Raw genomic sequence first — 19,654 nt, 5'->3', positions numbered from 1 at the left:
GCGCGCGACATAGGAAAGCAGTTCCGATTCGGGGAGAGGGGCAAAAAAAGAGCCGGCCAAGGCTGGCCGGCTCATGAAAGTTTTTAGGAGAGGATGCCTGAAAGGCCTGCCCTATGTGCGGCTGCGGCAATTTTTGTGCAAGTGCGAAATAACCAAGTAGGCGTGCAATTCATGCAATCGTTCTCCTCGGCGGCGCACGCGTGACTTGCATTCACGGCTCGCTCGGGCACATTCATGCGGCGACGCAACAAGGTGCCGACAGGCAGGGAGAGGAACTGGTGCGGCGATTGCCCCCGCTGACCGCGATCGAGGCCGTGGTGCAGGTCGCGCGGCTAGGCTCGGTCAAGGCCGCCGCGCAGGAACTCGCTCTCTCCGCCCCCGCGCTCAGCCGGCGGGTGCAGGCATTGGAGCGCTTCATCGGTCGCCCACTGTTCGATCGCCGCCACCAGGCGATGCAACTGAATGCCGATGGCGAGCGGCTGATCGCGCACATCGCTCCCGCGCTCGACATCCTTTCCGACGCGGTCGAGGCGATGACGAGCGGCACCGAAGTGCTGCGGCTGCGGCTGGGGGTACTGCCGCTCTACGCCTCGCAGCGGCTGTTCCCGCATCTGCCGGCGCTGCGCGCGCGCCACCCCGAGCTGCACCTCGACATCGACACCGGCAGCCACGGCATCAGCCGGCTGGGCGAAGGGCTGGACGCGGCGATCGTGCTCGCGCGCGAGATCGAGCCCGCGCTCTATGCCCGCCGGCTCGATCGCAACAAGATCCTGGTGATCGGCCACCGCGCGTTGCTGGACGGCCCCGAGCCGGTGACGGAGCCGGCGCAGCTCAGCCGGCTGACCGCGCTCGTCCACCGCGACATGCCCGAAACCTTCGCGCATTGGCGGCAGGCGGCGGGGCTCGGCGCGCTCGAGCCGGCGGCGATCGACCTGTTCGATTCGGGCGCTTTGATCCTGGAGGCGGTCGCGCGCGGGCTGGGCGTCGCGTTCATGCACGAAAGCCATTTGGAAGACGCGCATGACGACCGACTGGTGCGGCTGTTCGATATCGAGGTCGACAGCCCCTATAGCTATTGGTTCGTGTGCCGCCCGCGCGCGCTGATCCAGCGCCCGGTGAAGCTGTTCCACGACTGGCTGCTGGAAGCGCTGGAGGTGGGCTGAGGTCGGCTCGGCGCGCGCGAAGATGCCGGGGCGCGGCTCAGGCAGAGGAATTGCGGTTCACGCGGAGACCATGCGCTCTAAATCCGGGTCGGTGGAGGGGCCGCGCGCCCGATGCCGCCTCCCCGGCTTCGGCGCGAACCAAGAGCCTCCGCGTGAACCGAAACGCGCGCTATTCTGCCCGCGCCCGCACGATCTTGCCCGGATTCCGCGGCGGTTCGCCCTTGGGAAGCGCATCGACATGCTCCATGCCCTCGGTCACCTCGCCCCACACCGTGTACTGGCGATCGAGGAAGCGCGCATCGTCGAAGCAGATGAAGAACTGGCTGTTGGCGCTGTTCGGGTCTTGCGTGCGCGCCATCGAGCAGGTGCCGCGGACATGCGGCGCGTCGTTGAACTCTGCCTTCAGATTGGGGCGCTTCGAGCCACCAATGCCGCGCCCGCTGGGATCGCCGCCCTGCGCCATGAAGCCGTCGATCACGCGGTGGAACACCACGCCGTCATAAAACCCCTCATTGGCCAGCTCGCCGATCTGCGTGACGTGGTTGGGCGCGAGATCGGGGCGCAGCTTGATCACCACATCGCCCGTTTCGAGCGTGAGGGTGAGCGTGGAAAACTCGGTCATGGCGGTCCTTTCGCTGAAGTGGCCCCGCCCTAGCCGCCCGCTCGCGCCCGCGCAAATCATTGGCATCTTGAGCCGGCGCGGGTAACAGGCGGGGGGCAGCCAAGGGGACAGGCGATGAGCGAGGCCGAGCGCGAGGAGACCCAACTCGACGCCGACGACCGGCTGCGGCCCGAATTCGTCCGCGAGGTGCTGGGCGCGCTCGAAGGCGGCGATGCCGAGGGCGCGCGCGCGCTGGTCGAACCGCTCCACCCCGCCGATCTCGCCGACCTGTTCGAGCTGCTCCCCGCCGATGAGCGCGCGCAGCTGGCGAGCGCGGCCAAGGACCTGCTCGACGGCGACGTGCTCGCCGAGATGAACGACTGGGTGCGCGAGGCGCTGATCGACGCGCTCGATCCGAAGGAAGTCGCCGACATCGCCGCCGAGCTCGACACCGACGACGCGGTGGCGATCATCCAGGATCTGGAGGAAAGCGAACAGCGCGCCGTGCTCCGCGCGCTCGATCCCGACGACCGCGCCGCGATCGAGGAAGCGCTCAGCTACCCCGAGGAATCCGCCGGCCGCCTGATGCAGCGCGAGTTGATCGCCGTCCCCGAACACTGGACGGTGGGCGACGTGCTCGACTATCTGCGTCAGGACGACGCGCTGACGACCGATTTCTGGGAAGTCTATGTCGTCGATCCGGCACACAAGCCGATCGGCGCCTGCCACCTTAGCTGGATCATGCGCACCCCGCGCCAGGTGAGCATCGGCGACGTGATGCAGCGCGAACAGACGCTGATCCCGGTCGATATGGACCAGGAGGAAGTCGCATTGCGCTTCCAGAAATACGCGCTGATCTCGGCCGCGGTGGTCGATGGCAATGGCCGGCTTGTCGGGATGATCACGGTGGACGACATCGTCCACATCATCAGCCAGGAAGCCGGCGAAGACATTCTGCGGCTTTCGGGCGCCGGTGACGGCGACATCAACGAGCCGGTGCTCGACAGCTACCGTGCCCGCGTGCGCTGGCTGCTGTCGAACCTGCTGACCGCCTTGGTCGCCTCCTCGATCATCGCGGTGTTCGAGGGGACGATCGCCAGGTTCGTGGCGCTCGCGACACTGATGCCGATCGTCGCGGGCGTCGGTGGCAATGCCGGCACCCAGACGATGGCCGTCACGGTGCGCGCGCTCGCCACCAACCAGCTGACGCAATCGAACACCATGCGCTCTATCCTGCGCGAGCTGCGCGTCGCGGTGCTGAACGGCGGCACGGTGGGGGTGGTGATCGGCATCGGCGTCGCGCTGGTGTTCCAAAACCCGCAACTGGGCGCGGTGATCGCGGCGGCGATGCTCACCAACATCGTCGTCGCCGGGCTGGCGGGCGTGGCGGTGCCGCTCACCCTGGAACGCGCCGGGGCGGACCCGGCGGTCGCCTCGTCGATCTTCGTGACGATGACGACCGATTCGATGGGCTTCTTCGCTTTTCTGGGCCTGGCGACGGTGACGGGGCTGGTCGGCTGAGGCTTCAACCGGGCACCGCGCGCGCCTAAATCCCCGCTATGCTCCATTTGACCAAAGTCGCGTTCGGCGCGCCGAGCCTTGACTATCTGCTGGAACGGCTCGCCGAGCGCGCGGCAAGCGGCGGCATCGCGCTCACCACGCGCAATCTGCCCAAGCGCCACGCCGAAATCGCCGGCAAGGGCTCGCTCTTTTGGATCATGAAGCACCAGCTCGTCGCGCGCACCCCGATCCTGGGCTTTGGCGAGGCCGAGGGCGGCCGGGTCGCGATCCTGCTTGGAGCCGAGACGCGGATCGTCCACCCGGCGCCCAAGCGCGCGCATCAGGGCTGGCGCTATCTGGAGGCGGCCGACGCCCCCGCCGATTTGGCGCAAGGCGCGGCGCAGGGGATCCTGCCACCAGCGCTCGCGCGCGAACTGGCGTCGCTGGCGCTGCTTTAGGGTCCGGAGCTTAACGCCCGCAGCGGACCAGCGCGCTATCGGGCGGGCTTACCTTACAGGCGGGGTTGCCGCTGACACTCACCCGCCCCAGCCCGCCCGAGGCGATCCGCGCGGTATAGCGGGCGGCGGCGCGGACCTCGCCATTGCCATCGAGCCGCACGGTCAGGTCGCTGACCCGCAGCGCCGCCGCGTCGAGCGTGCCGCTGCCGTTGACCAGCAGAGTCGTTCGCGCGCCGTCGCCGGCCACCGTCAGCGTGCCATTGCCGATCAGTACCGCGTTGAGCATGTCGGTGCTCACCCCCTCGGCGATCAGCGCCCCCGCGCCGTTCACCGCCAGATCGAGGCGTTGACCACGCATCCCGCCGACGCGGAGCCGCCCGCCGGCGAGCACCGTCGCCGTCCGTAGTACCGGGGTCGTCAGCGTGATCACAGGGGGCTGGCGCGGCGCGGTGAAGCGCTCGGCCGAGCCCGTGGTGCCGAGCCGCACCGTCAGCGTGGTGCCGTCCTGCTGCAACACCAGCCGTTCGAGCGTGGCGGGATCAGCTTCGGCGCGCGCGCTGGGCGGGCCGCCAACGCTCACCCGCAGCTCGAACGGGCCTTCCAGCCGGAGCCGCTCGAAACTGGTGACGCTGAAGCTGCGCTCGGCGGCCTGGGCGGGCGCGAGCGGGAGGAGCAGGGCGAGAAGCAGAGCGCGCATAGGGCCTTGTCGCTGGCCTCGCCGCTCGGCGCAAGCGCCTCAGCCGCAGCGCACCTTGCCAATCCCCTCGCGTGTGATGGTGCAGCGCGCCTTCGAGCCCAGATCGACCCTGCCCGCGCCCAGCGTCGCCACCCGCGCCGGCCCATCGACCGCCGCCCGTACCCGGCCGGCACCGGCGACCTCGATATCGGCCGCATCGGCGTGCAACCGCTTCATCTGCAACTCGCCGGCGCCCTTCAGTCGGCCGACAAGCTGCGCGACATGGCCCTCGGCACGCACCTCGCCCGCGCCCGCCAGGTCGAACCGCGCGCGCTGCACCGCCAGCGTGTCGATATCGATCCGGCCGGCGCCTTCCATCTTCGCCTCGAACGCATCGCCGCTTACCTTGTCAACGTCGACGCGCGGCGCGCCGAGCGTCGCGATGCCCGCGAGATGCGGCAGCGCTACCTTGATCCGCGCCCGATCGCTGGTGAAGGCGCGCCACCACCCCCAGCCGCTCCAATGCATCTGCGGCGCGCGCCGGCGCTGGATCACCAAGGTGCCGCCGTCGCGCCGCACCTCGATCTGGTCGAGCACGTCGCGCTGGCCACGGGCGACGACGGCGAAGGAGTCGCTTGTCGTCACGTCAACCCGGTCGCCGCCGATAACGCGTACCCTGTCGAACCCGCTCACCGCGAAATTGCGATCCACCGACGACCCACAGCCGCCAAGCGCCAGCGCGAGCGCCGCGCCCGCGATCAACCGCATCGCACCGAACCGCTACCCATCTTGCTGATGGTGCACCGCGCGCCCGCGCCGAGATCGATGTCGCCCGAACCGATCAGCGAGACCTGCGCATTGCCCTGCACCTGCGCGCGAACATCGCCCGAGCCGGTTACCGAGGCCTGAGCGCGGGCGAGCGTCAGCTGTTCGCCGTGCAAGTCACCCGATCCGGTAACGCTCAATTGCGCCGCGTCGGCACGACCGCTGACCCACAGATCGCCCGAACCACTCACCGAGAGCGCGGCGTCGCGGGTGGCGAGGCTGCCAATGCGCAGATCGCCCGAGCCGGCGACGGCGGCGGCGAAGCGCGGGGTGGTCACCCGGTCGACCGTCATGTCGCCCGAACCGCTGACGCTCGCACGCTCGATCGCCGGGAGCGTCACCTCGACCTGGGCGATGTCGCGCTTGTCCACCCAGCCCTGGCGGGTACGGCGAATCACCAGCCGGTCGCCATCGCGCCGAATGTCGAGATCGGCGAGCGCGGCCGCCGTGCCGCTCGCCCGCACCGCGAAGGCGCCGCCGACGCGCACGGTCACCCGCTGCGGCCCGCGCAACTCGACCGCGCGGAACCCGTCGACCGGATAGTCGCGGCTGGTCTGGGCGAGCGCCGGAGTCGCGGCCAGCAGCGCGAGGGGGGCGAACAAGGCGAGTCGCATCGGTTTCTCCCGAAAGATCGTGTATTGATTAGCTAACACACACGTCGCCCCGGCGCCAAGCGCAAAAACGGCGGCGCCAAGCCTGGCACCGCCGTTATCGCCGGATCAAGCCGAGTCGCGGTTAGGCGACGGCTTCCTTGTCCTTGTTGTGCACCGCCGCGGCCTTGCGCAGGATTTCGAGGATCTTCGCCTGCGCGGTGCGCTCGTCCACCTGCTCCATCGCCGCCAGTTCGCGCGCGAGGCGGCTGGTCGCGGCTTCGAAAATCTGCCGTTCGGAATAGCTCTGCTCGGGCTGATCGTCGGCGCGGAACAGATCGCGCACCACCTCGGCGATCGAGACCAAGTCTCCCGAGTTGATCTTCGCCTCATATTCCTGGGCGCGGCGCGACCACATCGTGCGCTTGATTTTCGGCTTGCCAGTGAGCGTGTCGAGCGCTTCCTTCAGCGTCTTGTCGCTGGACAATTTGCGCATCCCGACGCTTTCGGCCTTGTTCGTCGGCACACGCAACGTCATGCGCTCTTTTTCGAAGCGCAGCACATAGAGTTCCAGTTGCATCCCGGCGATTTCCTGCCGCTGCAACTCGATTACGCGACCAACGCCATGCTTGGGGTATACGACATAATCACCGACATCAAAGGACAGCGCCTTGGCAGCCATTCTTGAGAGCCTTTCCGTGGTCTGAGCCCCCGACGGGGATAAGCGCGCTCCTGTTCGAAAACGGGGCACCGCTGCTCGGGGGTTAAGTGGCTTCGTGTCTCCGCGCGGCCGGCGCATCGCAACGCCGGTCCGTCCGAGTCCCATTTAACACGCTCGTAATAAAATTACCAGTGTTGTGACGCTTATTTTGGCACAACATTGCTCAAAACGCGACGTTGTTTCCCGGGCGACGCCGTGCGCGCGACCAACGGTGGATGGGCTTCGCCAGCATGCCTGGATCGCAAAAAGGCCCCAGCTCGCGCCGAGGCCTCCTGCTCCATTCTCAAGGGCGCTCAGTCGCCCTGGCCGGGCTCTGCCGAGAAATATTTGTCGAACTTGCCGCTTTCGCCCTTATGCTCGTCGGCGTCGGCCGGGGCTTCGCGCTTGCGGGTGATGTTCGGCCACTGCGCCGAATAGGTGTTGTTGAGTTCCAGCCATTTTTCGAGGCCGCTCTCGGTGTCGGGCAGGATCGCCTCGGCGGGGCATTCGGGCTCGCACACGCCGCAATCAATGCACTCGTTCGGATTGATGACGAGCATATTCTCGCCTTCATAGAAGCAATCGACCGGGCACACTTCCACACAGTCCATGAACTTACAGCGGATGCAGGCATCGGTGACGACATAGGTCATGGGTGGCTCCCCCCGAAAAAAGCAATTCGATGCCTGCTATTGCGGCCCCGGGGCGGCGTCAATCCCGGCGAGATCGGTGTAGAGCGCGGCCGCCTCGGCGGGCGGGCCGCGCCGGGTGGGAAGCGCCTCCACCCGCAACACGCGCACCGCGCCGCCACGGACCAGCGCGATCACCGAGCCGACCCGCACGGGTGCATGGGCACGATCGACCCGGCGCCCGTCGAGCCGGATCTGCCCTGCCTCCGCCGCCGCTTGCGCCGCGTCGCGCGTCTTGGCGAGGCGGGCGAACCACAGGAACTTGTCGATCCTGAGGCTCGCCTCAGCCACGGCGCGCGACCAGCTCGGCGAGCCCGGCAAATGCGCCGCTCGGCACGGCGGGAGGTGCCTTGACCCGAGGCGCCCGGCCACGCCAGCGCCAGCGTGGCTGCCCTTCGTCGGGCGGCGCGGGGCTGAAGCCCAGCTGCGCCATCAGCTTGGCGAGGGTTTCGGGCTTGAGTCCGATCGACGTGGCGAGCGCGGGATCGGGCGCGAAAGGTGTGCGCCCCCGCCGCGCGTCATGCGCCGCGCGGGCGATGCGCTCGACCAAATCAATCCGCACCGACTGGCCACCGATATCGCGCCACGGCGAGCCGACCGGCTGGCCGCGCGGGAGGACACTCGCCGACAAGGGCGGCGTCTCGGCGACCGGCGCGTCGTGGCGCGCGGCGATCAGCGCAGCACGCCAGCGCGCCGGGCCGGGGCGGAGCAGCGCGCCCGCGAACAAGTCTAGCGCGCCGATCGTCACCCCCGCATCGCGCAGCCGCTTGCGATCCTCGGGGCTCAGCGCATCGACGCTTTCGGCGAGTGGCGCGCGCGCGGCGATGCCGGCGCCCCCATCGAGCGCCGCCGCCACCACCCGGAGCGGCGCGGGCGCGGCGGGATCGCGCGCGATCGCGGCGATCCCGGCGAGCGGCGGCGCGTGGCGCGCGAGTTGCGCCGTGAGCCATTCCTCCAGCCGCGCGCGCACCCGGTCGCGCAACGGCCGGTCAAGGCAATCGAGCGCACGGTCGAGATCGACGCGCGGCCGGGTGAGCGCCGGGCCGGGGCGCAGCCGCGCCACCTCGATCCCCTGCCAGCCCAGCCGGGGCGATGCGCCGGGCTCGGCGAGCAGCGTGACCGCGTCATCCCCCGCCTCGGCGAGCGCCGCGCCGCGCCGCGCGCGCTCGGCCCCCAGGCGTTTTTCGGCGGCGGCGAGCAGCAGGCGCTTGTCCGCCGCGCGCGCATCGGCGGCGACGGTGAAGCGGAACCCCTCCAGCCGGCCGAGCTCATGCTCCTCGACCAGCACTTCGCCCTGCTCCCCGATCACCACCGGCAAGGCATTCGCATCCGCGCCGATCTGGCGCAGCAGCAGCGTCGTGCGCTTGTCGACGAAGCGCTGGCGCAGGCGGTCGTGCAGCGCGTCGGACAGCCGCTCCTCCAGCGCGCGGGTGCGCTCGGCCCAGTGCGCGGGGTCGGCGAGCCAATCGGCGCGGTGGGCGATATAGGCCCAGCTGCGCGCCGCCGCGATCCGACCGGCGATCGTCTCGACATCGCCAGCGACATTGTCGAGCCGCGCGACCTCGCCCGCGAACCAATCGGCCGGGATATGCCCCTGCCCCTCGGACAGATGCTGGAACAGCCGCGCGACGAAGCGGCCATGCGGCTCGACGCCGAGCTTCCTGAAATCGGGCACCCCGCACGCCGCCCACAGCCGGGCTACCATCGCCGGCCCCCGCGCGCGCTGGCGCACCCAATCCTCTTCGGCCAAGCGCTTGAGCACCGCGAGATCGATCGCCTCGGGCGCCGCGCGCAGCACCGGATCGGCGGGGCGCGCCTCCAGATCGGCGATCAGCGCGTCGATGCTGGCAAGGCTCGGGTCGCCCTCGCGCCAGTAAAGTGTCTCCAGCGGCGCGAAGCGGTGCTGCTCGATCGCGAGCACTTCCTCGGGCCTGAACGCCCCCGGGCCTTCTTCGTGCAGCGCGCCGAACGTGCCGTCGCGCTGGTGGCGCCCGGCGCGACCGGCGATCTGCGCCATCTCCGCCACGGTCAGCCGACGCTGGCGCCGGCCATCGAACTTGCGCAAGCTGGCGAAGGCGACATGGGCGACATCCATGTTGAGGCCCATGCCGATCGCATCGGTCGCGACCAGATAATCGACCTCGCCCGCCTGGAACATCGCGACCTGGGCGTTGCGCGTGCGCGGCGAGAGCGCGCCCATCACCACCGCCGCCCCGCCGCGCAGCCGCCGCAGCATCTCGGCGACGGCGTAAACCTCCTCGGCGGAGAAGGCGACGACCACCGATCGCTTGGGCAGCCGCGACAGCTTGCGCGCGCCGGCATAGCTGAGCGTCGAAAAACGCGGTCGGCCGATGATCTCCGCCTTGGGCAGCAAAGCCTTGACCATCGGGCGCAGGCTTTCCGAGCCGAGCAGCATCGTCTCTTCCCGCCCCCGCGCGCGCAGCAGGCGATCGGTGAAGACATGGCCGCGCTCGGCGTCCGCGCCCAGTTGCGCCTCGTCGAGTGCGACGAACGCCAGCTCGCGGTCGAGGGGCATAGATTCCGCGGTACACAGGAACCAGCGCGCGCCCGGCGGGCAGATGCGCTCCTCGCCGGTGATCAGCGCGACTTCCTTCGCGCCCTTCACTTTCACGACGCGATCATAGACCTCGCGCGCGAGCAGCCGCAGCGGGAAGCCGATCATCCCGCTCGAATGGCCGGTCAGGCGTTCGATGGCGAGATGGGTCTTGCCGGTGTTGGTCGGCCCCAGAACGGCGGTCACCGGCGAGGAAGCACGCATGATGCCCCTAATGTCGCCCCGGCGCCCCGCGATGGCAACGGGGCTCGAGGCGAAAAGTTCGGGGATAAGTTCGCGAACCTGCCCCGTAAGACTCCTTAAGGTGCTGAAAAGCGCGATTTCCCGAGCATCGACGCGGCACTTGACGCGCTTCGTCCTCTCCACGCCACCACTCGTCGCAGCCGAGTCGCTCGCTTCGTCCGGTTAATTTGACTTTAGTCTTTGGCCTCCAATACCGTCCGCTCCGGGAGCAGGCGCATGGCAGCGCCGACAATCGGGGGCGAATTTTGTTCCTGCGCAGCGATCATGACTTGCAGGCAGCCGGCGGCGCCGCGGCATTGTCGTTCGCGCGCGCGCCCGTCGCGGCGCCGGCCCCGATCGAGCGACTGCGCGCGGCGCTCCACGATGTCGACTGGACACCCGATCTCGGCAGCCGCATCGGCACGCGTGATTGGTGGCGCGGGCTCATCACCTGCACCGCGCTGATCGGCGGACTTTACACCCTGATGCCGCGGTTCGAGCCGATGCCCGGCCTCGCCCCCGCGCCGCTCGCCGGCAGCGACTGGGAGGAGGCGCGCAGCCAGGCCATCGCCCCGCTCGCCTGGGGCGCGACCAGCGGCCGGCGGATGGCGGCGAACGATCTCGTCCGCCCGCTCGCCGAGACCCCCGAGCGCCCGATCGAGGAACGCACCGCGACCTTCGGCGCCGGCGACGATTTCGCCCGCGTGCTGCAACGCGCCGGCGTGGGCGGGGCGGAAGCGGTGAACGTCACCGCGCTCATCGCCCGCGCGGTGCCGCTTTCGAGCCTGAAGCCCGGCACCCAGCTCGACCTCACGCTGGGCCGCCGACCCAACAAGCAGGTGCCGCGTCCGCTCGACGCGATGACGTTCCGCGCGCGCTTCGATCTGAACGTCGCGGTCAGCCGCGTCGGCGGGGCGCTGGTCGTCACGCCGCAGCCGATCGCGATCGACAACACCCCGCTGCGCCTGCGCGGGATCGTGGGCCAGAGCCTCTATCGCTCGGCGCGCGCCGCCGGGGCGCCGGCCAAGGCGGTCGAGACTTATCTCCGCGCGCTCGCCACCAGGCTGTCGATCGGCAGCGATGTGCGCTCGGACAATGTGTTCGACATCATCATCGAGCGCGCCCGCGCCGCGACCGGCGAGGTGCAGCTCGGCCAGTTACTCTATGCCGGGCTCGAGCGCGACGGGCGCAAGGTGCAGCTCGTCCGCTGGGACGAGGATGGCCGCGCGAGCTGGTATGACGCGACGGGCACCGGCGAGCGTCGCGGCCAGATGGCGATGCCGGTCGATGGCCGCCTCACCTCCAACTACGGCGTGCGCTTCCACCCGATCCTCGGCATCATGAAGATGCACAAGGGGCTCGACATCGGCGCCCCCTATGGCGCGCCGATCCGCGCGGCGATGGACGGGGTGGTCGCCTTCGCCGGGCGCAGCGGCGGCTATGGCAATTTCGTGAAGCTCGTCCATGGCGGCGGCTATGCGAGCGGCTATGGCCATATGAGCCGGATCGCGGTCAACCCCGGCACGCGGGTGAGCCAGGGCCAGGTGATCGGCTATGTCGGCTCGACCGGGCTCTCGACCGGCCCACACCTTCATTACGAACTCTGGCGCGGCGGCGTCGCGGTCAACCCGCGCTCGGTGAGCTATAGCGAGCTGCAACGCCTGTCGGGCGAGGCGCTGCGCCGCTTCAAGGCGAAGGTGGCGCAATTGCTTGCGGTGAAGACGGGGGCCTAATCTGCGGGACGCGAGCGGACCGTTCCCGGACGATCCTGCACATCGCTTGTCTTGTTGCTGCGATCGAGCATCATTACCCGCGAAAGCTCCAGGGGGCGCCGATGCGGTTCATCGTCAAAATTCTACTATCGATCGGCTTGGCATTGTCCGCGCCGCCGCTGAAAGCAGAATGGATCGAAGCGAGCAGCAAGCATTTCGTCGTGATCGGCGACGCCCCGCGCGCTCAGATTCAGCAATTCGCCGAAGAACTCGCCCGCTTCGATTCGGCGGTGCGCAAGGCGACCGGTGCGAATGACGTGGAGTTCAGCGCCCGCAACCGGGTGCGCATCTTCCTAGTGCGCGGCGACGGAGCGGTGCAGGATCTTTTTGGCCCGAATGCCGGCGGCGTCGGCGGCTTCTACCGAGCGTCGCCGCGCGCTTCGATCGCGGTCGTGCCCCAGCTGGTGACCGGCGCGGTGAACGGGTTCGACGCCCGCTATGTACTTTATCATGAATATGTCCATCATCTGATCCTCGGCACGACCGGCGGCATTTACCCGGCCTGGGTGAGCGAGGGTCTGGCCGAATTGTTCGGCAATGCCCGCGTCAACGCCGATGGCAGCGTCGATCTCGCCTGGGCGAATAATGTGCGGGCGAAAGAGGTGCTCTACTCCAATTACCCGGTGCGCAAGCTGCTCGAAGTATCGGCCCAGAAGCCGGCAGAACGCGGTGTGTTTCAGCTCTACGCGCGCGGTTGGCTGCTCACGCATTATCTAATCCTGGGCGACAAGCGCGACGGGCAGTTCGACGCCTATATGCGCCTGGTGAACCAAGGGGTACCGAGCCTAAAGGCGGGCGAACAAGCCTTTGGCGATCTCAACCAACTGGATAACGAGTTGGATCGCTACCGCTCGGGCAAGTTTCGCTATTTGCCGCTCGCCGCATCGGCGCTCACCCCTGCGCCGGTGGTGGTGCGCGTGCTCGATCCGGCGGAAGCGGCCGCGATGCCCGCTTATACGCGGCTGGTGGCCGGGCGCGGCCAAAACCTCGCCGATATCGCGAGCGATGCCAGCAAAGCGGCGGCGCGCTTTCCCGCAAATGCGTTCGCCCAGGCGACCTATGCTTCGGCCGCGCTGGCGGCCAAGCAGCGCGATGCCGCCCTTGCCGCCGCCGATCGCGCGCTCGCGCTGGACAAGGATCAGATGGACGCGGTGCTGGTGAAAGCCCAGCTTCTGCTCGCCGACGCGGCGGCGGACAAGGACATGGCCAAATTCTCCGCCGCCCGCGCGTTGATCGACCGCGCGAGCGTGATCGATTCGGGCTATGCTTGGCCGATGGTGCTACGCTTCGACAGCTATCGCGCCGCCGGCGAAACGCCGACACCCGCCGCGATCGCCGGGCTGCGCCGCGCATCGAAGCTGGTGCCGCAAGCCCGCGCGATCCTGCTGAAACTAGCCGAAGAGATGATCCGCGAAGGCAATTTGCCCGATGCGCGCCGCGCGCTCGCGCCGCTGGCGTTCGATCCGCATGCGCCGCGCGACAATCCAGCGTCGGTGCTGCTTGCGATGATCGACGACGGCGCCGACGCGAAGGCCTTGCAGGACCGTGTCGGCCTGTTGAGCGACGATGCCAAGAAGGACGGCAAGGCCGCGCGGGAATAAGCGGGGGTCACCCCCGCTCGCGGCGCTGGTCGCGCCAGCGCTTCAGGGTGCGGGCGATGATCGCGTCCTCGCCGCCCACTTCGCGCCACAGATCGGTGAACACCGGGTCTTCGGAGGCCGGACGCTTCGCTTCCTCCAGATCGTCGAACGCGACGCGGATCGGCACCGCGACGCCCTCGCCGCAGATGATGCACTCGCGGTTGCGCAAGGCGGGGATCGAATCGAGGAAACCACGCGCGCCCTCGGGCATCGCCGCCCGGACGAACGCCTGGTCGCGATCGTTGTTCAGGCGCATCGAGATGATCGTGCCGCACTGCGACAGCACGCCCTCGGCCAGATCCGACGGGCGCTGGGTGATCAGCCCCAGCGAGACGCCGTATTTGCGGCCTTCCTTGGCGATGCGCGACAGGATGCGGCCGACCGAATGCTCCTCCGCCGCCGCGCCGCTCGGGATGTAGCGATGGGCTTCCTCGCACACCAGCAGGATCGGGCGCTGCGGCTCGCCGCGCGACCAGATCGCGAAATCGAACACCATCCGCGCCAGCACCGCGACCACCACCGACGTGATCTCGCTCGGCACGCCGGACACGTCGATGATCGAGATTGGCTTGCCCTGGCCCGGCAGGCGGAACACGCGCTCGATGAACGCCGCCATCGTGTCGGCGACGAGCATCCCGGAAAACATGAAGGCATAGCGCGGATCGGCCTTCAACTCCTCCAGCTTGGTCTTGAGCCGCAGATAGGGCGCGACATCGCCGGCGCGATCGAGCTTGCCCATTTCCGCACTCAGGATCGCGGCGAGATCGCTCAGCAGATAGGGCACCGGCGCATCGACGGTGATGCGCTGCATCTCCTGCCCCATCCGGCTCTTGGCGCGCGCGGCGTGGAGGCATTTCGCCAGAATGTCGGCGTCGATGTGCCGATCATGCCCGGTGGCGGTGAGCAGCACCTCGCAATGCTCCTCGAAATTCATCAGCCAATAGGGCATCTGCAGATTGCTGGCGTCGTAGAGCGCGCCCGTGCCGCGGAACGCCGCGCTGTATTCGCCGTGCGGGTCGATCATCACGATATGGCCCTGGGGCGCCATCTCGCAGATGCGGTGAAGGAGCAGCGCGGCCGAGGTCGATTTGCCGGTGCCGGTCGATCCCAGCAGCGCGAAATGCTTGCCGAGCAGTGCGTCGACATAAAGCGCCGCGCGCGTGTCCTTCGTGGGATAGACGGTGCCGATGTCGATATGCGGGCGATCGGCCGCCGAATAGATCTGGCGCGCATCGGCGCTGGAGATCGGGAAAACCGGCGTGCCGGGCACCGGATAGCGCGTCACGCCCCGCCGGAAGCGGGTGATCCGGCCGGTCACCTTGTCCTCCTCGCCCTCGCCCAGAAAGTCGATCGCGGCGAAGACGCGGTCGCCGTGCCCCTCGGCCAGGCGCAGCGTGCGGACATTGGCGATCAGCCACAGCCCGGCCATGCGCATCTTCACCTGGCTGCCGGCCTGGCCGGCCTGAGCGACGAGCGGATCGGCGGACGCGGCAAGCGCGTCCATCGCGCGCGCGTCGAGCAGGATCTGGCTGGCCGCGCCCGCCACCTCGCTGACGATGCCGATGCCGCGCAGCGTGGACAATTCGCTGTTGTTGGCGGCGGCGGTGCTGCCGCTATGGGCTCCAACCCTGAAACTGCCGTCCATCGCCCGCCCCGCTTCTGATGATGATGTTGGTGCCCCACGGGCTAGGCGCGAATGGTTAAGGATGCGTTGGGTCGCGGTGCGCTCGCCGGTTGAGCAGGTGCGCCATTCGCTTTAAGCGCGGGACGCCGGCCTTTCTTGGGAGTGACGATGGAACCGCGCGTGCCACCTGCCGAATGGAGCGCTCACGAAGCCGTGTGGATCGGCTTTCCGAGCCATCCCGAATTGTGGGAGGACGATCTCGCCCCCGCCCGCGCCGAAGTCGCGGCCTTCGCCGCCGCGGTCGATGCCGAGGGGCGCGGCGAGCGCGTGCTGCTCGTCGCCGCCGATGCCGAGGCCGTCGCCGCCGCGCGCGCCGCCTGCCCGTTCGCCAAGATCGTGCAACAGCCCTTTGGCGATATCTGGCTGCGCGATACCGGGCCGATCCTGCTCAGCCGGCGCGAGGCGCGGCGCTTCGGCTTCAACGGCTGGGGCGGCAAATATGATCTGCCCGGCGACGACGATATCGGCGCGCGGCTGGCGATGGATGCCGGGATCGAGGCGCTGCCCGCCGACTGGATTTTGGAAGGCGGCGCGATTGATGGCGACGGCACCGGCCGGGTCGTCACCACCGAGCAGTGCCTGCTCAACCCCAATCGCAATCCAGGCGCCGGCCGCACCGCGATCGAGGCGCGGCTGTACGAGGATCTGGGCTTCACCCAGGTGATCTGGCTGGGCGACGGGCTGCTCAACGATCATACCGATGGCCATGTCGACAATCTGGCGCGCTTCGTCGCCCCCGGCCGGCTCGCCATTCCCGAGGGGACCGATAACGACCCGAACTGGCGCGTCTATCAGGCCGCCGCCGAGGCCGCGCGCCGTGCCGACCCGACGCTCGAGGTCGTCCGCGTCCCCTCGCCCGGACGCATCCTGCACGATGAGGAGATCGTGCCAGCGAGCTATATGAACTTCTATATCGGCAACGCGGCGGTAGTGGTGCCGCAATATGGCGCGCCGAACGACGCGGCGGCGGTGGCGGCGTTCCAGGCGCTGTTCCCGGACCGCAAGGTGGTGGGCCTGCGCGCCGACCATATCCTGACCGGCGGCGGCAGCTTCCACTGCATCAGCCAGCAAATCCCGGCATGACGCCGCCCGCGCCCCCGCCCGCGATCGTGCTCGTCCGCCCGCAGCTGGGCGAGAATATCGGCAAGGCGGCGCGCGCGATGCTCAACTTCGCGCTCACCGATCTGCGGCTCGTCGCGCCGCGCGACGGCTGGCCCAACCCCGCCGCCGGCCCCGCCGCCTCGGGCGCGGACGTGGTGCTCGAACGCGCGCGGGTGTTCGACACGGTCGCCGAGGCGGTCGCCGATTGCGCGCATGTCTATGCGACGACGGTGCGCAAGCGCGGCGTGACCAAGCCGGTGCTGACGCCAGAAGCGGCGGCGCGCGAGATGTGGGGCGCGCCGGGCCGGGCGGCGGTGCTGTTCGGCGCCGAGCGATCGGGGCTTGAGACCGACGACGTCGCGCTCGCCCGCACGATCATCACCGCGCCGATCAACCCCGAATTCGGCTCGCTCAACCTGGCGCAGGCGGTGATTTTGGTCGCCTATGAATGGTCGAAGGGGGCAAGCCTTGCCATCCCGACCGAGACCGACCTCGCCCCGCCTGCCCCGCATGAGGAGCTGGAAGGGATGATCGGCCAGCTCGACACGATGCTGGAGCGCGCCGGCTTCTATTACCCGCCCGACCGGGTCGCGACGACTAAGCGGACGCTGCGCACGTTGCTCACCAAGCCCGGCTGGTCGAGCCAGGAAGTGCGCACGCTGCGCGGCGTCCTCTCCGCGCTGGAGCGCCCGCGCGAGCGGTAGGCGCGCGGGCTCGCGGGTTGTTCTGGGCTGCCCGCGCCTTGCTCATGGACCGCGACCGGTGCCGCGACCACGGTGCCCCGCCGAGCGAGTGACCGAGGTTCGATATGGAGCGCTAGCCCCTGTGCGTTTCGCGGCTAGGTCGTTGAAAAAATGGTCGGGGAGAGAGGATTCGAACCTCCGGCCCCTGCCTCCCGAAGACAGTGCTCTACCAGGCTGAGCTACTCCCCGACGGAGTCCGGACCACGTTGCGCTTCGGGAAGCGGTCCGGCTTGAGCTTGGAGGCGGGCCTATAGCCAGCACCGCGCGCCCGTGCAAGCGACAATCAGTCGGCCAGCGCGGCGAGCAAAGCGGCGATGCTGGTGAACTTCTCGCGCGGGGCGCCGGCGCGGGCGCGGGCGATTTCGGCGGCCTCGATCCGCTTCCAGTCGCGGAACGTCACCACGTCCACGCCGCGCGCCGAAAGCAGCGCGTCGAGCCCGGGGCGGCCCGGCTTGCCGCTGTCGTCGGCCACATCGGCGGCGATGTGATCGGCGATCAGGAAACCATCGGGACGGTTGGTGCCGATCGTCCCCGTCGGCCCGCGCCGCGCCCAGCCGACCGCGTAGAGACCCGGCGCCACCCGCCCGTCGTGATTGGCGAAGCGCCCGGCGCGCGCGTCATAGGGCACGCCCTCGATCGCCGGGGTGCGATAGCCGATCGCGGCGACCACCAGGCTCGCGGGGATGGCATAGGTCTCGCCGGTGCCGACCACCGCCGCGCCCTCCAGCCGGGTACGCTCCACGATCACCCGCTCGACCCGGCCCGCGCCCTCGATCGCGCGCGGGGCGGCGAAGAAATCGAAGGCGATCTCGATCGGCTTGGCCGCGCGCCCCTCGGCGAAGCCGCGCAGCAGCGCGACCGATTTGCGCTGCCCGGGTTCGAGCGCGGCGTCGGCCTCGCACGGCGGCAGATCGGCGGGATCGACGCGGGGCACCGCGCGGGCGAGTTCGCCCAGCTCGGCGAGTTCCTTGGGCGTCATCGCGATCTGGTGCGGCCCGCGCCGCCCGAGGATCGTGATGCGACGCGTGCCGGCACGTTCAAGCGCGGCGAGCGCATGGCTGGCGATGTCGGACCCCGCCAGCTCCTCCGGCGTCTTGGCGAGGATGCGGGACACGTCGAGCGCGACATTGCCCATGCCGATCACCACCACCTCGCCCCCGGCGAGCGGTGGATCGAGCGCTTCGAAATCGGGATGGCCATTATACCAGCCGACGAACGCCGCCGAGCCGAACACCCCCGGCAGATCGTCACCGGGCACGCCGAGCGCGCGGTCGGCCGGCGCCCCGGTCGCCAGCACCACCGCGTCGTAGAGCGTGAGGAGTTCAGCCAGGCTCACGTCGCGCCCCAGCCGGACATTGCCGACGAAGCGCACCGTGTCGCTCAGCGCCACCGCCTCATAGCGGCGGGCGACGCCCTTGATCGATTGGTGATCGGGGGCGACGCCCGAGCGGATCAGCCCATAGGGTACCGGAAGCTGATCGATCACGTCCACCCGCACGCCCTCGCCAAACTGCTTCTGGCAGGCCTCGGCGGTGTAATAGCCGGCCGGCCCCGAGCCGATGATGGCGATGTGGCGCATAGGTCTCTCCCTTGGACGGAGCGTAGCGCCCCGGGCGGCGGGCGCAATGGCTCCCAGGGCTTGTTCTAGCGCCGCGCCTTCACCAGCAGGTGCCGGGCGAGCATCAGCGGTGGCATCCGCAGCAGGTGCGAGCGGATATAGAAGCCCAAGCGCAGCAGCGGGCGGGTCGGCCGTCCCCAGCCATCGCGCGCGGTGAGGCGTGCGCTGAACAGCGAGCCACCGCCCTGTTCTTCGCCGAACAGCGCGCGCGCCAGCCGCAGCGCGCGCGCGACCGGCAGGCTCAGCTGATGATGCGCGGCGCGCTCGGCGAGCCCGTCGCCGCCGAACTCGGCGAGCAGGCAGTGGATGTCCCACAGGTTGCGCAGGCCGCCCGCCAGGTCGCCATCGGCGAGCAGATGCGCGGCGGCGTGGCAGATCATGTCGTTGGGGGCGAGCACGCGGAGCCCGTTGGCGAGCGGCACGCTGTCGGCGATCAGGGCGTCGGCATCGGGGGTCGGCCGCGCGGTGAGCGGCAGGATGGTGTGGTGAACGTCGATCATCCGGTCGCGGGTCTGGTGGATCAGCGGCGGCAGCTCGTGCATGTGGGTGCGGTAATAGGCATCGTCATAGGGATCGGGCTTCACCCATTCCCACCCCGCGCCGAGCAAAGCCGCTTCCACCCGGTCGAGCGCGGCGCGGGGCACGAGGATGTCGAGATCGCCGATCGAGCGCCCCACCCCGGCGGCGAGCCCGGCGGCGACGAACGCGGTGCCCTTCAACAGCACCACCGGCACCCCAAGCGGGGCGAGCGCGCGGCGCGCCATCTCCGCCTCCCACAGCGCGGCGCGGCGCTGCTCCTCGCCCGAGGCACGCGCGGCGGCGAGCAGGGTCGCGACGCGCGGCGGCAGATCGAGGCCATGGAGGCGGTGAGCGAGCGTGCCGATCAGCTGCTCGGCGCGGGCGGTGGCGAGCAGCGCGGTCCAGTCGGCGCCGGTGAGGGTGGCGGTGCCGCCGGGGTCGCGCAGGGCCTGGACGAGCAGGCGGGCGTCGGGAGCGATTGCCCCACCCCCACTCTTCCCCGGCGAAGGCCGGGGCCCAGTCGCGGGCGGTTTCGTCATCGCGCTACCGGCGGGCGCGGGCCGGGATGCTGGACCCCG

18 protein-coding genes and 1 tRNA gene are annotated in these 19,654 nt (G+C 69.5%); 7 read left to right on the top strand and 12 right to left on the bottom strand.

Annotation, left to right across the window (positions count from 1 at the left end; genetic code table 11):
* Positions 1-278: 278 nt before the first annotated feature.
* Positions 279-1,163: a LysR substrate-binding domain-containing protein gene (locus K2X73_RS11970; RefSeq protein WP_294111166.1), complete on the top strand. Its 885-nt coding sequence runs from the start codon at positions 279-281 to the stop codon at positions 1,161-1,163.
* Positions 1,164-1,332: 169 nt separating this feature from the next.
* Here the strand turns inward: K2X73_RS11970 and K2X73_RS11965 are convergent, their stop codons facing one another.
* A complete protein-coding gene (locus tag K2X73_RS11965; protein WP_294111163.1) occupies positions 1,333-1,785 on the bottom strand; it encodes a peptidylprolyl isomerase in 453 nt (150 codons plus the stop codon).
* 114 nt (positions 1,786-1,899) lie between these two features.
* Between K2X73_RS11965 and mgtE the strand changes: the two genes are divergently transcribed.
* Together mgtE and K2X73_RS11955 are read left to right on the top strand one after the other, a co-directional pair.
* Positions 1,900-3,285 carry a magnesium transporter gene (mgtE, locus tag K2X73_RS11960; protein ID WP_294111161.1) on the top strand — a complete coding sequence of 462 codons (1,386 nt, stop codon included), beginning with the start codon at positions 1,900-1,902 and terminating at the stop codon, positions 3,283-3,285.
* A gap of 38 nt (positions 3,286-3,323) precedes the next feature.
* On the top strand, positions 3,324-3,722 hold the full coding sequence (locus K2X73_RS11955; RefSeq protein WP_294111160.1) for a DUF1489 domain-containing protein: 399 nt from the start codon (positions 3,324-3,326) through the stop codon (positions 3,720-3,722).
* A 10-nt stretch (positions 3,723-3,732) separates the two neighbouring features.
* On the opposite strand, the gene K2X73_RS11950 is transcribed toward K2X73_RS11955, so the two are convergent.
* The 7 genes from K2X73_RS11950 to K2X73_RS11920 all read right to left on the bottom strand — a co-directional run bounded on the left by K2X73_RS11950 (position 3,733) and on the right by K2X73_RS11920 (position 9,981).
* A complete protein-coding gene (locus K2X73_RS11950) occupies positions 3,733-4,419 on the bottom strand; it encodes a DUF2807 domain-containing protein (protein ID WP_294111158.1) in 687 nt (228 codons plus the stop codon).
* A 39-nt stretch (positions 4,420-4,458) separates the two neighbouring features.
* Entirely contained in the window at positions 4,459-5,166 is a 708-nt protein-coding gene (locus K2X73_RS11945) for a DUF2807 domain-containing protein (protein WP_294111155.1), read from the bottom strand.
* Complete coding sequence (locus K2X73_RS11940) at positions 5,157-5,837, bottom strand: head GIN domain-containing protein (RefSeq protein ID WP_294111153.1); 681 nt, start codon at positions 5,835-5,837, stop codon at positions 5,157-5,159. Before K2X73_RS11940 ends, K2X73_RS11945 begins: the two co-directional genes overlap by 10 nt.
* Positions 5,838-5,958: 121 nt before the next feature.
* Positions 5,959-6,495: a CarD family transcriptional regulator gene (locus K2X73_RS11935; protein ID WP_294111151.1), complete on the bottom strand. Its 537-nt coding sequence runs from the start codon at positions 6,493-6,495 to the stop codon at positions 5,959-5,961.
* 332 nt (positions 6,496-6,827) lie between these two features.
* The gene (fdxA, locus tag K2X73_RS11930) at positions 6,828-7,166 is read right to left on the bottom strand and encodes a ferredoxin FdxA (RefSeq protein WP_294111149.1); all 339 of its coding nucleotides are present in this window, start codon (positions 7,164-7,166) and stop codon (positions 6,828-6,830) included.
* A gap of 36 nt (positions 7,167-7,202) precedes the next feature.
* A complete protein-coding gene (locus K2X73_RS11925) occupies positions 7,203-7,493 on the bottom strand; it encodes a S4 domain-containing protein (protein ID WP_294111147.1) in 291 nt (96 codons plus the stop codon).
* Positions 7,486-9,981, bottom strand: coding sequence for a helicase-related protein (locus K2X73_RS11920; RefSeq protein ID WP_294111145.1), 2,496 nt, complete (start codon positions 9,979-9,981; stop codon positions 7,486-7,488). The genes K2X73_RS11925 and K2X73_RS11920 overlap by 8 nt, the downstream gene beginning before the upstream one ends.
* 284 nt (positions 9,982-10,265) lie before the next feature.
* On the opposite strand from K2X73_RS11920, the gene K2X73_RS11915 reads away from it, so the two are divergent.
* Together K2X73_RS11915 and K2X73_RS11910 are read left to right on the top strand one after the other, a co-directional pair.
* Positions 10,266-11,732, top strand: coding sequence for a M23 family metallopeptidase (locus K2X73_RS11915; protein WP_294111143.1), 1,467 nt, complete (start codon positions 10,266-10,268; stop codon positions 11,730-11,732).
* Positions 11,733-11,833: 101 nt separating this feature from the next.
* Entirely contained in the window at positions 11,834-13,372 is a 1,539-nt protein-coding gene (locus K2X73_RS11910; protein WP_294111142.1) for a hypothetical protein, read from the top strand.
* 7 nt (positions 13,373-13,379) lie between these two features.
* Here K2X73_RS11910 and K2X73_RS11905 read toward each other — a convergent pair whose 3' ends face one another.
* Positions 13,380-15,056, bottom strand: coding sequence for a DUF87 domain-containing protein (locus K2X73_RS11905; protein ID WP_294111137.1), 1,677 nt, complete (start codon positions 15,054-15,056; stop codon positions 13,380-13,382).
* A 147-nt stretch (positions 15,057-15,203) separates the two neighbouring features.
* On the opposite strand from K2X73_RS11905, the gene K2X73_RS11900 reads away from it, so the two are divergent.
* Positions 15,204-16,178, top strand: coding sequence for an agmatine deiminase family protein (locus tag K2X73_RS11900; RefSeq protein WP_294111135.1), 975 nt, complete (start codon positions 15,204-15,206; stop codon positions 16,176-16,178).
* Positions 16,175-16,900 carry an RNA methyltransferase gene (locus tag K2X73_RS11895; RefSeq protein WP_294111134.1) on the top strand — a complete coding sequence of 242 codons (726 nt, stop codon included), beginning with the start codon at positions 16,175-16,177 and terminating at the stop codon, positions 16,898-16,900. Before K2X73_RS11900 ends, K2X73_RS11895 begins: the two co-directional genes overlap by 4 nt.
* Before the next feature lie 151 nt (positions 16,901-17,051).
* Here K2X73_RS11895 and K2X73_RS11890 read toward each other — a convergent pair.
* From K2X73_RS11890 to K2X73_RS11880, 3 genes are all read right to left on the bottom strand, one after another.
* Positions 17,052-17,128: transfer RNA gene (locus K2X73_RS11890), tRNA-Pro, on the bottom strand.
* 94 nt (positions 17,129-17,222) lie between these two features.
* Complete coding sequence (locus K2X73_RS11885; RefSeq protein WP_294111132.1) at positions 17,223-18,518, bottom strand: FAD-dependent oxidoreductase; 1,296 nt, start codon at positions 18,516-18,518, stop codon at positions 17,223-17,225.
* Positions 18,519-18,583: 65 nt separating this feature from the next.
* Positions 18,584-19,615 (bottom strand): nucleotidyltransferase family protein, encoded by a 1,032-nt coding sequence (locus K2X73_RS11880; protein WP_294111192.1) that lies wholly within the window; start codon positions 19,613-19,615, stop codon positions 18,584-18,586.
* Positions 19,616-19,654 lie beyond the last annotated feature (39 nt).

The organism is Sphingomonas sp. (assembly GCF_019746665.1).
Taxonomy (GTDB): Bacteria; Pseudomonadota; Alphaproteobacteria; order Sphingomonadales; family Sphingomonadaceae; genus Sphingomonas.
Note: the sequence above shows the minus strand (reverse complement) of the source record. Positions and strands in the feature narration are given on the sequence as shown.

Coding starts and splice junctions, on each gene's coding strand:
- K2X73_RS11945 (WP_294111155.1), bottom strand. CDS start 5,166: ATGCGGTTGATCGCGGGCGCGGCGCTCGCGCTGGCGCTTGGCGGCTGT.
- K2X73_RS11920 (WP_294111145.1), bottom strand. CDS start 9,981: ATGCGTGCTTCCTCGCCGGTGACCGCCGTTCTGGGGCCGACCAACACC.
- K2X73_RS11955 (WP_294111160.1), top strand. CDS start 3,324: ATGCTCCATTTGACCAAAGTCGCGTTCGGCGCGCCGAGCCTTGACTAT.
- K2X73_RS11895 (WP_294111134.1), top strand. CDS start 16,175: ATGACGCCGCCCGCGCCCCCGCCCGCGATCGTGCTCGTCCGCCCGCAG.
- K2X73_RS11965 (WP_294111163.1), bottom strand. CDS start 1,785: ATGACCGAGTTTTCCACGCTCACCCTCACGCTCGAAACGGGCGATGTG.
- K2X73_RS11885 (WP_294111132.1), bottom strand. CDS start 18,518: ATGCGCCACATCGCCATCATCGGCTCGGGGCCGGCCGGCTATTACACC.
- K2X73_RS11940 (WP_294111153.1), bottom strand. CDS start 5,837: ATGCGACTCGCCTTGTTCGCCCCCCTCGCGCTGCTGGCCGCGACTCCG.
- K2X73_RS11880 (WP_294111192.1), bottom strand. CDS start 19,615: ATGACGAAACCGCCCGCGACTGGGCCCCGGCCTTCGCCGGGGAAGAGT.
- K2X73_RS11910 (WP_294111142.1), top strand. CDS start 11,834: ATGCGGTTCATCGTCAAAATTCTACTATCGATCGGCTTGGCATTGTCC.
- K2X73_RS11950 (WP_294111158.1), bottom strand. CDS start 4,419: ATGCGCGCTCTGCTTCTCGCCCTGCTCCTCCCGCTCGCGCCCGCCCAG.
- K2X73_RS11905 (WP_294111137.1), bottom strand. CDS start 15,056: ATGGACGGCAGTTTCAGGGTTGGAGCCCATAGCGGCAGCACCGCCGCC.
- fdxA (WP_294111149.1), bottom strand. CDS start 7,166: ATGACCTATGTCGTCACCGATGCCTGCATCCGCTGTAAGTTCATGGAC.
- K2X73_RS11900 (WP_294111135.1), top strand. CDS start 15,204: ATGGAACCGCGCGTGCCACCTGCCGAATGGAGCGCTCACGAAGCCGTG.
- K2X73_RS11935 (WP_294111151.1), bottom strand. CDS start 6,495: ATGGCTGCCAAGGCGCTGTCCTTTGATGTCGGTGATTATGTCGTATAC.
- mgtE (WP_294111161.1), top strand. CDS start 1,900: ATGAGCGAGGCCGAGCGCGAGGAGACCCAACTCGACGCCGACGACCGG.